This is a genomic window from Dyadobacter sp. HNCC25DJ185 (assembly GCF_056895195.1).
The window spans coordinates 1,180,416-1,196,375 of the sequence record NZ_JBXHAR010000001.1 but is presented as its reverse complement, the minus strand read 5'-3'; the positions used below and the strand labels follow the sequence as shown (position 1 = coordinate 1,196,375).

The following is a 15,960-nucleotide window of genomic DNA, read 5'->3' as shown; positions in this document are numbered from 1 at the left end:
ACAACGCTATCACCATCGTGCCATCCGGCTGGTCAAAATAATTCCAAATAAATCGCGGTATATTAGTAGAAAAAAGCGCGAACTTCGCTTTTTAATTGTAAACATTACACTTAATATATCCAATGCGTCACTTTTTTCTAAAAGCCTGCCTCCTTTTTCTGGCAAGCCCCGCGATCGTGTTGGGGCAAACGGTCAAAGGGAACTATTCCCCTCTTTCCTTAAAAGATCTCAGCTCCTTCGAAAACGCCAAACCCAACTGGTCAGTGCAGGGTAGCATTTCCATTCACCCGTCGGGTGTTACCAAGCCAAAAACGTCGGCCGGTGAGGGTGTCCTCGTCGGAAATGCGGGCAGCGTGATCACGACCAAGCTGAAAGCCAGCGACCTTCGCCTTTACCTCGAATTCATGGTTTCGCCCGACGCCGAAGGCAGCATTATCCTGCCCGGCGGCCAGAAAGTCCGCATTTCGGATAGCAGCAAACAAAAAACAACAGGCACGCTTACTTCCGGGTACGTGGGACAATTCCCGAGCCAGAACGCTGCAAAGGCTCCCGGCCTCTGGCAGACGCTCGAACTGGCTTATGACGCCTCGGTAGCAAATTTGCCCAACTCCGCCCGTCTGAATACATTGACGCTAAATGGCGTGACGGTTTTGGAAACCATTTATCTTCCCAATTCCAAACCGGCTGCCGACGGCCAGCCAATTTCTCTGGAGGTAACAAAGGGTACCATTGCATTCCGGAACATTGGCTACCAGCTGCTAGCCAGCCGCAAGCCCCTCACATTGAGCAATCTGACTTACAAAGTATACTCCGACAAATGGGACAGCAAGGAATACAGCAAACTCGACCATGAAGGACAATCCGCCATCCTGACGCAGGAAGTGACCAACGGTATGCGTGAATTTCACCTCGTGTATGAAGCCGATGCAGAAGTAACAGAAGCAGGCGACTACATTTTTACCAGCATCTATTCCGGACCGGTCTTCACCGTCGATGTGGATGGAAAAAGCGTGCTGGCGAGTGGCGAAAGCACTTCCCAGGAAACCCATACCGGAACTGTTAACCTCACGCAGGGAAAGCACCGCATCAAAATTTATTATTCCAGATTTCCATGGCGGCAGCCCGCGCTGGGCCTCCGCGTCGAAAAAGCGGGTATCCGCCCTTACGACCTGCATGTGCTTTCATCATTGCCCGAGCCGGAACCGAAACCTTATATCAGCGTGACGCCGGACATGCGTCCCGAAATGGTGCGGTCTTTTATACTGTTACCTGGCGAAAAATACAAGCGTACACACTGTATCTCGGTAGGCAGCCCCGACGGCTGGAACTACACGGTCGACCTTAACCGCGGCGCACTATTACAAGCCTGGCGCGGACAATTTGCCGACGTAACCGAAATGTGGTACGAGCGCGGCGAGCCTCAGTTGCTCTTCCCCGCCGGATTGAATGTGCATATTTCGGGCAGGAGCAGCTTCGCAACATTGGACAACGCGAATGCAACCTGGCCCGATTCTTCCAACATTAACTTTGCGGGTTACAAGATCCAGTCACAGGGTTACCCGGTTTTCAGATATTCGGTGGGCACTGCAACGGTGTCCGACGAGCTGGTTTCGGCGGGCAGCAGCATCACCCGCACCATCAAAGTGGAAGGCACAGCCCAGACACCGCTTTATTCGCTGCTTGCGAGCGGGAAGCAGATCGTGGAAATAGAAAAAGGACTTTACCAGGTCGACGATAAGCTTTATATCATGGTAGACAAGAAAGCGAAAGCATTAATCCGCCCGTCCGGACAAACCAGCGAGCTGATCCTGCCGATCGCCGGTACCACGGTTTATTCGATGTTCTGGTAGTTGTTCCTTCATTTTCAAGACATTCCGATTTTAATCAATGAAAAATATTCTTTTAGCTTCTCTCATTTCCCTGGGCTGCGCGAATGTGTACGCCCAATCGAAACCCAATAAGGAAGACGATTTTTACAGGATCATTACCATCCCGATCCCCGAGAACATCAAAATGGAAGTAGGCGGCATGCAGGTCCTGCCCGATGGCCGCCTCGCCACCTCAACCCGCCGTGGCGAAGTCTGGATGATCGGTAACCCGTACCTCAAAGGGGATGGTAAACCCTCTTTCCACCGTTTCGCGTCCGGTCTGCATGAGCCGCTGGGTCTGCTCAATCGCGGCAAGGATTTTCTCGTTTCCCAGCGCGGGGAAGTAACCCGGTTGGTTGACACCGATAATGATGGCGTGGCGGATGTATATGATTCCTTCGCGAAATGGCCGCTGTCGGGCAATTACCATCAATACTCCTATGGACCGGTAGCGATGCCGAATGGTGAGCTGCTCGTCACGCTTAACCTCGACTGGATAGGACGCGGCGCGAGCCAGTCCAAATGGCGTGGATGGATGCTGAAACTCGGCGAGGACGGCAAACTGACGCCCTATGCCACCGGCCTCCGCTCGCCGTCAGGCTTCGGATCTTATAAAGGAGATATTTTCTACACCGAAAACCAGGGCGACTGGGTTGGTTCGGGCCGGATGACCCATTTGGAAAAAGGCGATTTCGCGGGTAATCCTGCAGGGCTGAAGTGGAGCAAGGAAGAGGGTTCGCCCGTAAACCTGACCCCACAGGACATTCCCAACACCGGCGAGCCGCTTTATGATGTCGCCAAACGTGTAAAAGGCCTGAAACCGCCGGCAGTCTGGTTCCCGCATACATTGGTCGGTATTTCCACTTCCGATTTTAAAGAAGACATTACCGGCGGTACTTTCGGGCCTTTTGCAGGACAAATGTTCGTGGGCGACCAGGGACACAGCATTATTACCAGGGTTGACCTTGAAAAAGTAAATGGTGTGTGGCAGGGAACGGTTTTCCCCTTTCGCGAAGGTTTTATGTCGGGTATCCTGCGCCTAGAATGGGGACTGGACGGCTCTCTTTTTGTAGGTCAAACCAGTCGTGGCTGGTCGGCTACCGGAAAATCGGAATTTGGAATACAACGATTGGTTTGGACCGGCAAAATGCCATTTGAGATGAAGACCATCCGTTCGATGCCGGATGGTTTCGAGATTACCTTCACGACGGCTGTCGACAAAAAAGCCGCGGCCGATCAGGATTCGTACAAGCTGAACAGTTTTACATATAAATATCACCAGACCTACGGCAGCCCGATCATCAATACGCAGGAAGTGCCTTTAAAGGGCATTGTGGTTTCGGAAGATGGTTTGCGCGTCCGCCTGGTGGTTGACCCGGCAGCGCTGCGCAAAGGCTATATTCATGAGTTAAAAGCAGAGGGCGTGAAGGCGTCGGACGGAAATTCCCTGCTCCACTCGATCGGCTATTATACATTGAACGAGATCGCGTCTGGAAATCCGGTGAATCCCTCGCAATTCACTACTACAGTGAAAGCAACTGTGGATCACAGCGCCCACAACATGGCGACCACCGAAGCCGCAAACACGGCGCCTTCCGCAAAACGCGTAACCGAAATGCCTGCCAGCTGGACCAGCGGCCCTGATCAAACCATTACCATTGGAACGGTACCAGGCCTTAAATTCGATATTTCCGAGATTCAGGTGAAAGCCGGGAGCCGCATCCGGGTCGTTTTCAATAACAATGACGACATGCTGCACAACCTGGTGATTACCAAGCCGGGAAAACTCAATGCAGTGGGCGAAGCCGGGTTAAACCTGGGTTTGAAAGGTTCGGAATTGAATTATGTGCCTAAGACTGACGATGTTTTGTTCCACACCAACATTGTCGAGCCGGAGAAAACCGAGTCGATCTATTTCGTCGCGCCAAAAACGCCCGGGACCTATCAGTACGTTTGTACTTTCCCCGGTCACTACACCCTGATGCAGGGAAAACTGAAAGTCGTCAAGTAACGTAACCCGTCCCGCCAAAAGGAGCATTTCCGGCGGGACGGTTTCCCTTTTTTCACCGAAATAAATAAGCTGCAATTACAAGGAGATTAAAAGTGCGGGCTGCTTTGATTAGCACAATTCGTTGATTAAATAAAATAAAGCCACTACTACCATTTGGGCCAGGACGACAACATATCGCCACTTTATGACGTCAATATCCGGCTTTGGCAACGGTTCAAAGGCGGGGATTCCGTTGCTCTGGGACAACTCGCCCAGGTTCATTACCGCGCCCTTTACAACTACGCTACCAGGTTTACTACCGATCCGGACTTCATCCGCGATTCAATACAGGAACTCTACCTCGACCTCTGGGAACGCCGTAATCATTTGTCCGAAACCGCCTTTGTAAAGTCGTACCTGCTCAAAGCACTGAGGCACAGGCTGATCAAAGAAAGCATTCGGCTCAAACGGTTTCAAGAACCACAATCCGCATTTCTTGATCCGGAAGACACCGACCCTTCTGTTGAAAACAGCATTATTGAAGGTGAAAATGCCACTTACCAGAACGGACGTTTAAAACAGATCATCTCGCTACTTTCCAAGCGACAGCAGGAAGTGATCTATCTTCGCTTTTATCAAAACCTCGAAAACGATGAAATCGCACAGGTCATGGGCCTGGGCCGTCAGAGTGTTTCGAACCTTCTTTATCGTACCCTCAAAGAGATCCGTGAAATCTGGATCCCTGCCGAGTTCTTCTGGATCCTGGGGATTTCTGGGTACTGCTTCTAGGCATCAAGCCCCCTAGCTTATCACTATTCCAAAAAAATTTTGATTTTTTTGGTTATATCCTCGCTAAAAGCTGACATACATACAAAGGCCCGTTGCAATTAGCCGAATCACTATGACAGCATCCATTTACCAATGATTAATTATCGAAACCAATCTGTCGATGAGCTTGCTTCGGATGAAATGTTCCGGCGATGGGTAATCTCCCCCACTCCCGAAATAGCTTCGTTCTGGCAACAATGGACAAAAGAAAACCCTGACAAAGAAAGTATCGTGAAGCGTGCACGCGAGCTTGTGCTCTCGATACAAGACATTTACAAAGACAACCTCTCCGAGGAGCAGATCCGCTCCGAGATAGACGAACTTACCAGGATCGCAGAATCAAGGAAGGTAACTCGGAGGTTTTACTGGCCCGCGATCTGGAAATCCGCAGCGGCAATTGTTCTCGTTTCCGGATTCGCCTGGCACTACTACACGCCAGGCCCCCTGGCGGAAACGCCGGCTGCTCCGGCAAAGATGGAAGAAGGTCCGGCAGTCATGTATGTTAGGGTGAACGATACCCGCCAGGAAATGACGGTGCTACTTTGTGATAATAGCGTAGCCACCCTCTCAAAAGGCAGCACGATCCGCTATCCCAAGACCTTCAATACAGGGGAAAGAAGGGTTTATCTGACGGGGGAAGCATTTTTTGACGTAACCAAAAATTCCGATCAGCCATTCCTGGTCTATACCAATGAAACGGTCACGAAAGTGCTTGGCACCAGTTTCAGGGTAAAAGCATTTGACGAGGACAACACGGTACTCGTTGTTGTAAAAACCGGACGGGTTTCGGTTTATCCCAAAAAGGAATATGAAACGACCCGGGACGAAGCAGCTCTCAAAACAGCGGGTGTTGTGCTAGCGCCCAACCAGCAGGCTGTTTTTATCAGAAAAGAAAATCGCCTCGAGAAAGGCGCCGTTCAGCAGCCGCAGCTGCTTTCGGAATCGGTGGTCAGGAAAGAGCAGCTATTTGATGACAAGCCGGTAACCGATGTATTGCAGGCACTGGAAAAAGTATACGGCATCGTGATTGTCTACAACGCCGAAATTTTAGCCAACTGCGCCATCAGTGCCCAGTTTGACGACGAGACGCTTAAACAACGCCTGAGCGCTATTTGCCAGGCCATCGGGGCGAGCTATGACATGGTGGATGGTCATATCGTAATCAGTTCCAAAGGATGCATTTAAACAAACCTTCTTCCCGCCTATGAAATAAAGTACGTAACCTGAAATTTTCATGAAAGAGCCAGTGATGATTGCGCCATCACCGGCTCCCGACCTCCGTAACAGACCTTTTTGAAAGGTACAGGAGGATTTTGTCCCATCTTTTCCAATACTGAACAAAACTACCAAAAGTATGAAAAAACACCGACACTTGTCCAGGCTTCTCTATCGGGCTATGAGAATATCATTATACCAACTATTAATTGCCTTTATCTTCACCAGCGTCGCTTCGGCAGGCACCGCCGGAGCACAGGACATACTGAACCAGCGGATCACTTTGCAAGTCAATAATCAGGAAATCAAGACGGTACTTAACAAGCTCAACAAGCTTACACAGATTAAGTTTACCTACAATTCTTCGTTAATCCGGCCTCAGCAAAAAGTGTCAGTAAACGCAGTTGAACGTCCGCTGGCAGACGTGCTCGACGAGCTTTTCAAGCCAATCAATATCACTTACAAAATTGAAGGAAAACAGGTTGTCCTGACGAAAAATGCTGCCGAACCCGGCAGTTTCGCCCCGGCACCGATGAACATTCCTTCCAATATCGACCGAACAGTGACCGGTAAGGTCTCAGACGAAAAAGGTGAACCCCTGCCCGGTGTGAGCATCGTTTTAAAGGGAACCAAAATCGGAACCGCCACGAACACGGAAGGAACCTACCAACTGAGCATACCCGATGCGGGTGGTACGCTGATCTTCTCCTATGTAGGGTATATGCCGCAGGAAGTGAATATTGGAAGCCAATCGACCTACGACCTGAGCATGAAGCCGGACGTCCGGAACCTGGAAATGGTAGTGGTAACGGCATTGGGTATCAGAAGGGACGCCAAAAAACTGGGTTATTCAACGGCAACCGTCAACACAGAAGAATTGCAGACGAACCGGACAACCAACCTTGGAAACAGTTTGCAAGGCAAGGTAGCGGGACTGAATGTAACGCCACCGGCGAGCGGTCCCGGCGGGTCCACGAAGATCCGTATACGCGGCCAGTCGTCCTTCGGCGGCAACAACTCTCCCCTGATCATTGTCAACGGTGTCCCCATCAACAACAGCAGCGTTTCTGCGGGCGGATCGAACGGTAACGGTACTGGGAACCCGACTGGTGGTTCGTCTGATTCCGGCGACGGTTTGCAGAGCATCAACCAGGACGATATCGAGTCGATGACCGTCCTTAAAGGCGCGGCAGCTGCGGCATTGTATGGATTTCGCGCCAAAGACGGTGCGATCATCATTACTACCAAAAGTGGGAACAAAAGCACCGGTATCGGCGTGGAGCTGAATTCCAATTTCCAGGCACAACAGGCTCTGGATTATACTGATTTTCAATACGAATATGGGCAGGGAGAGTTCGGCAAACGTCCAACCAATACGGCAGAGGCGCAGAGCTCAGGTGTTTTTTCGTTTGGCGAAAAACTCGACGGGAAACCTACTCCTCAATTTGATGGGAGCACCCAGCCTTATGTCGCCCACAAAGACCGCATTAAAAACTTTTATCGCACCGGCACTAGCTTTACCAATTCCGTAGCACTCTCTGGTGGCAATGAAAAGGGTAACTTCCGCCTGTCATTTGCCAATACCGATGCAAATGCGATCATGCCAAATTCCGACTACCACAAACGGATTTTTAACCTTGGACTGAACTACAAGTTTTCCAAAAAGTTATCGGCACAGCTGAACGCCAATTATTCTAACGAGTACAACAAGAATCCGCCGCAGATTGGTATCCAGGATATGAATGCTAACACGACCATTTATACCATGGCAACGAGCATTGATACCGAATGGCTGAAAAACCGCAAGGACGCAAACGGAAATGAAATGCCTCTGGCACGTTTTACCAACCGCAATAACCCCTATTGGGTGGCCTACGACCGCTTTGAGAATGTGAAGCGTGACCGTATTTTCGGAAACACATCGGTGCGCTACGATTTTACAAGCTGGTTGTTTGTTCAGGGCCGTATCGGGCAGGACTACTATACCCGTCCGTATAACTACAACCGTCCTACCGGAACACGCTCTATCAGTGCCGTAACAACGGGATTCAATGGTTATTACTACCAGGATGTATCAACCTTCCGGGAGCGCAACATGGATGTTCTCATCGGTGCGAACCACACTTTTGGCGATTTTGGCATAGACATTACCCTGGGAGGCAACCAGATGCTGCAGGTAAGCGACAACGTATCTACCGCAGTGACCAACTTCTATGTCCGCGATCTCTATACCATCGCCAACGGGCAGGTCAAAAACCCGAATTACAGTTACAGCAAAAAGAAAGTGAACTCTATTTACGGCGCGGCTGAATTTTCCTACAAAGGCTTTTTGTTTGTGAACGTGACAGGCAGAAACGACTGGTTTTCGACGTTAAACCCGCAGTCGAACAGCTACCTATATCCGTCAGTGAGCGGTAGTTTCGTATTTAGCCAGGCATTCGCAAATACGCCGAACTGGCTCAACTACGGCAAACTTCGTGCGGCTTATGCTGAGGTGGGCGGCGATACGGACCCCTATTCAAATAATCTGTACTACGGTATTAATGCAAACCCTTTTAACGGAACTGCCCTGGGTAACCTGCCGTCGACTGTCAGCCCGAACGCGAACCTGAGGCCCTTGAAAGTGAAAGAAACGGAAGTCGGTCTTGAAATGAAAACATTTGATAGCCGCCTGAACCTCGATGTGTCATTATACCGCAAAAATACGGTCGATGAAATCCTGAATGTCGACATTTCCAATGCCTCTGGTTTCAGCCAGACCAAAGTGAATGTGGGAAAGCTGCGCAATCAAGGTGTTGAATTTTTACTGACTCTTGTACCTGCAAAAACGGACGGATTTACCTGGGAAACCAGCTTTAATGGAAGCTATAATATCAGCAAAGTGATCGAGCTGGCCGCTGGTCAGCCAAGATTTGACGTAGGCACGGGAGAATTTTTCGGTACCGTGTCCCACGAGGTCGGAAAACCGCTCGCATCTTTGCGCGGGTTCGACTACAAGAGAGATGCACAGGGCCGGATCATCACATCGGGCGGCCTGCCCCAGCAAGGTAACCTTACCACTTTCGGAAGTGCCATTCCAAAATGGGTCGGTGCGTGGGTGAACACATTCAACATCAAGGGGATACGCATCGGCACTCAGATTGATTTCAAGGCGGGCAACAAAATCCTTTCCAACTCTAACCTGAACTTTCTTCGCGAAGGATTGTCCAAATCGTCTCTGGTTGGACGTGAGGGCGGCGTGTTGCTCGAAAGCGTGAAAGCTGATGGCTCGGCCAACGACACCCGGGTGGAAGCAGAACAGTTCTACACGGCTTACCGCAGTACCAACCTTGCTTCGCCCTTTGTTTACAATGGCGCCTTTGTAAGGTGGAGAACGATCTCGGTGGGCTACGACCTCTCCCGCTTTGTAAAAGAAAAAACGTTTATCAAGGGTCTGACCATTTCAGCAATGTGCAACAACGTGCTGATGATCAAAAAGTATATTGATAACATTGATCCGGAGGCGCAGGTATCTGCTTCTGATAACTTACAGGGTATCGAAACACATACGCTTCCGACTACCAGAAGCTACGGTATCAATTTGAATGTCAAATTATAAACCCATTTTACTTTACATTCTATGAAAAGACTATTCATATATCTGACGGCTGCGAGTGCCTTCTTTGCAGCGAGCTCCTGCGACAAAGGTTTCGAAGATGTTAATAAAAACCCGGTGCAGGCGACCAGCATTGACCCGATCTATCTCTTCTCCAATGCTGAGTTTTCATCGGCCATCGCCACGCAGCACTACCAGATGCAGATTGTCCAGCAAATCAATACGCCATTTACCGGCGTAGTGGAGGGCGGCAACCACAATGTGCTATCCGACCCTAATTCCAATGCCAATTTCAATTCACTTTATCTTCAAAATGGCCCGGTCAACTTGCTGACGACCGTAATTGCCGAAACTAAAGACGATGCAGCCCGGTCTAATTTATACAACATGTCCCGGGTCTGGAAGGCATATGTTTTTATGGTTCTGGTAGATACGTATGGCGACGTCCCCTATTTTCAAGCTGGAAAAGCATTTTTGGAGGGCATTAATTTACCAAAATACGACGACCAGAAGCTGATTTATGAGGATATACTCAAAGAACTGACTGAAGGGACTAAGGCCCTGGATGCTTCAAAACCAATTGAAACCGGGGACTTATTTTTCAAAGGCAATATCGCACAATGGAAAAAGCTGGGCAACTCACTGTTGCTGCGCGCAGCGATGCGCTATTCGAAAATTGATCAGGCCAAAGCAAAACAATACGTTACGATTGCAGTAGACCCGGCTAACGGCGGCCTGCAAAGTTCCAACGCAGACAATGCCTTGATCGCCTTTAACAGCACATTCAACCATCCGCTTGCGGGCTATTTTCAAGGAACAGAGCGCGGAAACGTCTACATGGGAAAGGCCTTTATCGATTTCCTGAAAACCACGGCTGACCCACGTCTTAAAATGATCGCCGTTAAATATGAGGCACCGGGGAACCCGCTGGCGACAGTTGGCGCCGAAGACACGAATCCGGCCGACCAGGAAGGCATGCCTTACGGATACAATGAATCGACTATCACCAGTGTTCCAGGGTTTCCCGGCAAAATCGGTTCCGCGTTCAAGTATTCACAGATCAATCGCAGAACATTGGGAAAAATCGATGCGCCCGAATTTTTCATCACCTATTCTCAAACCTCGCTGTTGCTGGCGGAAGCTGTGCAGCGCGGCTGGGCTACGGGCGACGTGAAAGCATTATACGAAACGGGCGTAAAAGCCCATATGGCCCAATTGGCTACCTACGACGTGTCGGCGACCATTCCGCAAGCAACTCAGGACGCATACCTGGCGGCAAACCCGTTCGTCCCGGCAAACGCATTGGAACAGATCAACGACCAGTACTGGGTTTCGTCCTTTTTGAACGGCTCAGAAGCGTGGGCCAACTTCCGCAGAAGCGGGTTTCCAATGCTGCCGGTCAACAATTACCCGGGTAAAGATCCATCAGTAAAAGACTTTATAAAACGATTGGTATACCCGGTGCGCGAAAGGTCGGTGAATGAAGCCAATTACAAGGAGGCCATCGCAAGAATGGGCCCCGACGAGTTGGGAACGCCTGTTTTTTGGGATAAATAAGAATCAATAATCCTTAACTTTTCTTCTATGCTTAAACCAAATTTGCTTGCCGGGGCGATGGTTGTCCTGGGCCTTACAGCCCAGGCCCAATCCATCTCCCCCACTCCGGACCAGATCAAAGCTTACACCTCAGCCTGGAAAGGGGAACGCTCCGCCGACGGGCGACCGCGTGTTTCCGACGCGATCCTGGCGCGGCTCAAAAACATTTCCATGGAAGAAGCATGGGGCGTTTTGCGTAACAAAGGTTATCATAACCAGTTCGAGGGCGACTGGCAGCTGATCCACAGCGACAGTGCCATGACTGGCCGCGTCGTAACCGCGCAGTATGTACCCCTCCGCCCAGACCTTGCAGAGCTGGTGAAGGAAACCGGCAAAAAAGAAGGACGCGTCCAGACGGGCGGCACCAACTCCTGGCCGATCGACGTGCTGAAAGAAGGCGACGTGTATGTAGCAGACGGCTACGGAAAAATTGCCGACGGAACCTTGATCGGCGACAACCTCGGCAACTCCATTTACGCTAAATCCAAACGCGGGGTGATCTTTTATGGCTCGGTGCGCGATGTGGAGGGTTTAAGCGAGATCAAGGGTTTCAATGCCTGGACCAAAGGAAACGACCCGTCGTACATCCAGCAAATGATGCTTTCGAACATCAACACGCCGATCCGGATCGGCCGCGCGACAGTGCTGCCTGGCGACGTGGTGCTTGCAAAAAAATACGGTACCATTTTCATTCCGGCGCATTTGGTGGAAGAGCTGGTGCTCACTTCGGAAGTAACTGCCCTGCGCGATGAATTTGGTCATTTAAGGCTGCGCGAAGGCAAATACACGCCGGGCGAGATCGATACCAAATGGTCGGACGCGATCCAGAAGGATTTCCTGAACTGGGTAAATAACTACCCCGGCAAGCTGCCGATGACGAAGAAGGAACTGGACGATTACCTCAAAGACCGGAATTACTAATTATTGGCTGCTGGGCACTTAAAGTTGTCATGCTAAGCGGACCGGGCGGCCGGGCCGCTTAGCATGACAAGGAAAACAAATCATTACTTAAAAAAAATTTAAACGATGAAAGACATTCTCAAACAAATCATAGCCTCCAACAAGCAACTTGAGCAACAAGAAATAGCAGCTGCGGTAGCCGAAATGAACAATCCGATCACCAAAGACAGCCGGAGAAACTTTCTCCGAAAAACCGCGGTCGGCGGCATTGCGTTAGGAGGTTTTATGTCCATGTCCACAGAGGATACCATTGCGCAGGCTACCTCCAAAGTGAACCGTGCTTCGAAACCTTCGGAGTTGAAAATTACGGATTTACGGTATTGCATTGTGCAGAATGTGGGCCGCACACCGATCATCCGCATTGATACCAACCAGGGGATATATGGCCTGGGCGAGGTGCGCGATGGCGCTGACGAGCGTTACGCATTGTTCTTGAAAAGTCATTTGCTGGGGCAAAATCCATGTAATGTCGAGATGTTGTTCAAATCCATCAAACAGTTTGGCTACCATGGTCGCCAGGCCGGTGGGGTTTGCGGCGTAGAAATGGCGCTTTGGGACCTTTGCGGAAAGGCTTACGGAGTTCCATGCTGGCAGCTGCTGGGCGGTCGCTACCGCGATAAAGTGCGGTTATATGCCGATACGCCAGAATCGGATGATCTTAATGAATTCAAACAAAAGATCAAATTTCGTACGCAAGACCAGGGCTACACCTGGCTTAAAATGGACGTTTCCATTGGGATGCTCCGGAACAATGAAAACAGTGTCGTCAATAACAAGGTCTGGGGCGGAGGCTTTTCCCAATGGGCCGGCGACTACAATTCTTATGCGAATACCAAACATCCCTTTACCGCGATTCAGATCACACCGAAGGGATTGGAAGAAATGGCGAAAGTGGTGGAAGATGTACGGAGCGTGGTAGGATACGAAATTCCGCTTTCTACCGACCATTACGGCCATTTTGACCTCAATAACGGCATCAGGCTGGGTAAAGCACTGGACAAATACCGGCTGGCCTGGCTGGAAGATATGGTGCCCTGGGAATACACCGACCAATGGAAAACGATATCCGATGCGCTGGAAACGCCTACCCTAACCGGCGAGGACATTTTCCTGAAAGAAGGCTTCAAAGCATTGATCGAGCAGCGCGCCGTTGATATCATCCACCCGGACCTTGCATCGTCTGGCGGGTTACTGGAAACAAAACGCATTGGCGACTTTGCCGAGGACCACGGCATTGCCATGGCGATGCACTTTGCCGGGACGCCCGTCAGCTTTATGGCCAATGTCCACTGCGCAGCTGCCACGCAGAACTTCCTTGCACTAGAACATCACTCGGTAGACGTGCCCTGGTGGGAAAGCCTGGTGAAAACCACCGACGGCCGCAAGCTGATCGATAAAGGTTACGCGCCGGTACCCCTGGAAGCACCCGGACTCGGCATTGAGCTCGTGGATGAGGAAGTCAAAAAACACCTCAATCCAAAGGACAAGTCCTACTTCGCCCCAACCCCCGACTGGAACGAAAAGCGTTCACACGACAGGCTCTGGAGCTAGCTTTTCAGGCGGCTTGGCGGTTTTTTAACTTGCCAAGTCGCCGTTATTTGAGTATTTTGCTTCTTCACTCTGATCTGTAATGATGAAGAACCTACGCAACGTACTTTTCTATGTAGTTACAATAGGTGCCCTTTCCGCCCTGCTTTATTTTTTTGTATACCAGGGCACTCTGCTTGAAACCCCCGATAAACATATTTCTAACGTGATAAGTCAGGGATCGTCCTGGGACCAGTTTCTGGATACTTTCAAGCACAATATTACCCATCCCCTTGCCACGCTCCTGCTTCAGATCATTACCATTATTGTTGCGGCCAGGTTATTTGGCTTGCTATGTAAATCCATCGGTCAACCCACGGTCATTGGCGAAATTGCCGCAGGTATCTTCCTGGGCCCATCCCTGCTGGGCATGTTTTATCCCGAATTCTCCGCTTTTCTGTTTCCGAAAACATCACTTGGAAACCTGCAGTTTCTGAGCCAGATCGGATTGATACTTTTCATGTTCATTATCGGGATGGAGCTTGACCTTAAAACTCTTAAGTCCAAGGCACAGGAAGCAATCGTGATCAGCCACGCGAGCATCATCCTTCCCTTCGCATTGGGTGTGGGACTGGCGTTATATATCTATCAAAGGTTCGCACCTGCCGGCATCAGTTTTCTTTCGTTCTCACTGTTCATCGGTATTGCTTTAAGTATCACTGCCTTTCCGGTATTGGCACGCATCGTCCAGGAAAGAGGGCTGTCGCGAACCAAACTCGGTACTATGGTGATCACCTGTGCAGCTACCGACGATATCACCGCATGGTGTATCCTGGCGGCTGTGATTGCCATCGTGAAAGCAGGGTCGTTTGTCAGTTCCATTTACACCATTATCCTCGCGGCTGTATACGTTCTCGTGATGCTGCAGGTGCTGAAACCAATTTTGAAAAGAGTTGGTGACCACTACTCTTATAAGGAAGGCCTCACCAAACCAGTGGTTGCGCTCTTTTTTGTGATCCTGCTCTTATCCGCCTATTGTGCCGAAGCCATTGGCATACATGCTTTGTTCGGGGCATTTATGGCAGGAGTTGTGATGCCTTCCAACCAGAAATTCAGAAATATTTTTATTGAAAAGGTCGAGGACGTTTCCATGGTGCTCCTGCTTCCATTGTTCTTTGTATTTACTGGTTTGCGTACTCAGATCGGGCTTTTGAACGATGCCTACCTATGGAAAGTCACAGGCTTTATCATTTTGGCTGCTGTGGCGGGCAAATTTGCAGGTAGCGCCATTGCAGCCAGATTTGTGAAACAATCCTGGCGCGACAGCCTGATCATCGGTTCGCTGATGAATACCCGCGGATTGATGGAGCTGGTCGTGCTCAACATTGGGTATGACATCGGGGTGTTGTCGCCCGAAATCTTCGCTATGATGGTGATCATGGCACTGGTGACTACCTGTATGACAGGCCCGGCACTGGACATCATTGACAAATTTTTTCCAAAAACGAAATGGGAAGAATTCGAGCGGGAGATCGAACCTTCCAGGTTTGCGATGCTGATCGCATTCGCAAGTCCCCAGGGCGGCCGGAAAATGCTTAGGTTATCCGACAAACTGGTCCATAAGTATGCAGATCAGCAATCCATTACCGCATTGCATCTTTCACCAAGCAGCTACCTCAACCAGGTCAATACGGAGGAATACCAATACGAAACATTTCGCCCGATCACCGAAGAGGCGCATCGTCTTGGAATTTCCTTTAACGCTCTTTTCAGGCCGTCACAGCACATTGAGCACGATATCATTGAAACCGCCAACAACGGCGAATACGACATGCTCATGATCGGTATCGGACGTTCCGTATTCGAAGGGACATTTTTGGGGAAAATCCTTGGCTTTACTTCTAAGATCATCAGCCGCGAAAGGCTGTTCGACACCATTACCGGCAAGGAAAAATTGTTCCATGCCGATGTTTTCGACGAAAAAACCACGCATATCATCAAATCTGTAAAAGTTCCGGTAGGAATACTGATTGAAAAAAACCTGGGAAAAATTGAGAATATATTCATTCCTGTGTTCTCACGACAAGATGAATTCTTACTTCACTTCGCACAAAAACTGATCGCCGTGGGCGATTTGAACGTCAACATCATGGATCCCTCCGAAATGGTAATGCAACATGCCGATGTGCATGATACGTTAACGGCAATCCAGGAAATTGCTCCCGAAAAGATCGCGCTGCATTTCGAAAGAGCATTGGACAAGGAATTTTTACAGGAGCAAGACCTGATGGTGATCAGCCTCGAGAGTTGGAAAAAAGCAGTTGAATCACACAGCATCTGGCTGTCCAATTCCCCGTCGGTACTGATTATACGAGGTTGAG

9 protein-coding genes are annotated in these 15,960 nt (G+C 50.0%); all 9 read left to right on the top strand.

The annotated features are described in order from the left end of the window. Positions 1-122 precede the first annotated feature (122 nt). The 9 genes from AC1XUF_RS04960 (at position 123) to AC1XUF_RS04920 (ending at position 15,959) form a co-directional block, all read left to right on the top strand. Complete coding sequence (locus AC1XUF_RS04960; RefSeq protein WP_483340554.1) at positions 123-1,850, top strand: 3-keto-alpha-glucoside-1,2-lyase-like domain-containing protein; 1,728 nt, start codon at positions 123-125, stop codon at positions 1,848-1,850. Positions 1,851-1,887: 37 nt separating this feature from the next. Further along, positions 1,888-3,879: a plastocyanin/azurin family copper-binding protein gene (locus AC1XUF_RS04955; protein ID WP_483340553.1), complete on the top strand. Its 1,992-nt coding sequence runs from the start codon at positions 1,888-1,890 to the stop codon at positions 3,877-3,879. A gap of 153 nt (positions 3,880-4,032) precedes the next feature. Continuing rightward, a complete protein-coding gene (locus AC1XUF_RS04950) occupies positions 4,033-4,647 on the top strand; it encodes an RNA polymerase sigma factor (RefSeq protein WP_483340552.1) in 615 nt (204 codons plus the stop codon). Positions 4,648-4,779: 132 nt separating this feature from the next. Continuing rightward, positions 4,780-5,871 (top strand): FecR family protein, encoded by a 1,092-nt coding sequence (locus AC1XUF_RS04945; RefSeq protein WP_483340551.1) that lies wholly within the window; start codon positions 4,780-4,782, stop codon positions 5,869-5,871. Between the two features lie 169 nt (positions 5,872-6,040). Then, the gene (locus AC1XUF_RS04940; RefSeq protein WP_483340550.1) at positions 6,041-9,499 is read left to right on the top strand and encodes a SusC/RagA family TonB-linked outer membrane protein; all 3,459 of its coding nucleotides are present in this window, start codon (positions 6,041-6,043) and stop codon (positions 9,497-9,499) included. 21 nt (positions 9,500-9,520) lie between these two features. Continuing rightward, positions 9,521-11,053 carry a SusD/RagB family nutrient-binding outer membrane lipoprotein gene (locus AC1XUF_RS04935; protein WP_483340549.1) on the top strand — a complete coding sequence of 511 codons (1,533 nt, stop codon included), beginning with the start codon at positions 9,521-9,523 and terminating at the stop codon, positions 11,051-11,053. 27 nt (positions 11,054-11,080) lie between these two features. After that, on the top strand, positions 11,081-12,013 hold the full coding sequence (locus AC1XUF_RS04930; protein WP_483340548.1) for an RraA family protein: 933 nt from the start codon (positions 11,081-11,083) through the stop codon (positions 12,011-12,013). Positions 12,014-12,118: 105 nt separating this feature from the next. After that, complete coding sequence (locus AC1XUF_RS04925) at positions 12,119-13,603, top strand: mandelate racemase/muconate lactonizing enzyme family protein (RefSeq protein WP_483340547.1); 1,485 nt, start codon at positions 12,119-12,121, stop codon at positions 13,601-13,603. A 79-nt stretch (positions 13,604-13,682) separates the two neighbouring features. Continuing rightward, positions 13,683-15,959: a cation:proton antiporter gene (locus AC1XUF_RS04920; protein WP_483340546.1), complete on the top strand. Its 2,277-nt coding sequence runs from the start codon at positions 13,683-13,685 to the stop codon at positions 15,957-15,959. Position 15,960 lies beyond the last annotated feature (1 nt).

Bases quoted from the DNA above. Each gene is read 5' to 3' on its own strand.
- AC1XUF_RS04955 (WP_483340553.1), top strand. From the start codon at position 1,888: ATGAAAAATATTCTTTTAGCTTCTCTCATTTCCCTGGGCTGCGCGAAT.
- AC1XUF_RS04940 (WP_483340550.1), top strand. From the start codon at position 6,041: ATGAAAAAACACCGACACTTGTCCAGGCTTCTCTATCGGGCTATGAGA.
- AC1XUF_RS04960 (WP_483340554.1), top strand. From the start codon at position 123: ATGCGTCACTTTTTTCTAAAAGCCTGCCTCCTTTTTCTGGCAAGCCCC.
- AC1XUF_RS04935 (WP_483340549.1), top strand. From the start codon at position 9,521: ATGAAAAGACTATTCATATATCTGACGGCTGCGAGTGCCTTCTTTGCA.
- AC1XUF_RS04925 (WP_483340547.1), top strand. From the start codon at position 12,119: ATGAAAGACATTCTCAAACAAATCATAGCCTCCAACAAGCAACTTGAG.
- AC1XUF_RS04930 (WP_483340548.1), top strand. From the start codon at position 11,081: ATGCTTAAACCAAATTTGCTTGCCGGGGCGATGGTTGTCCTGGGCCTT.
- AC1XUF_RS04945 (WP_483340551.1), top strand. From the start codon at position 4,780: ATGATTAATTATCGAAACCAATCTGTCGATGAGCTTGCTTCGGATGAA.
- AC1XUF_RS04920 (WP_483340546.1), top strand. From the start codon at position 13,683: ATGATGAAGAACCTACGCAACGTACTTTTCTATGTAGTTACAATAGGT.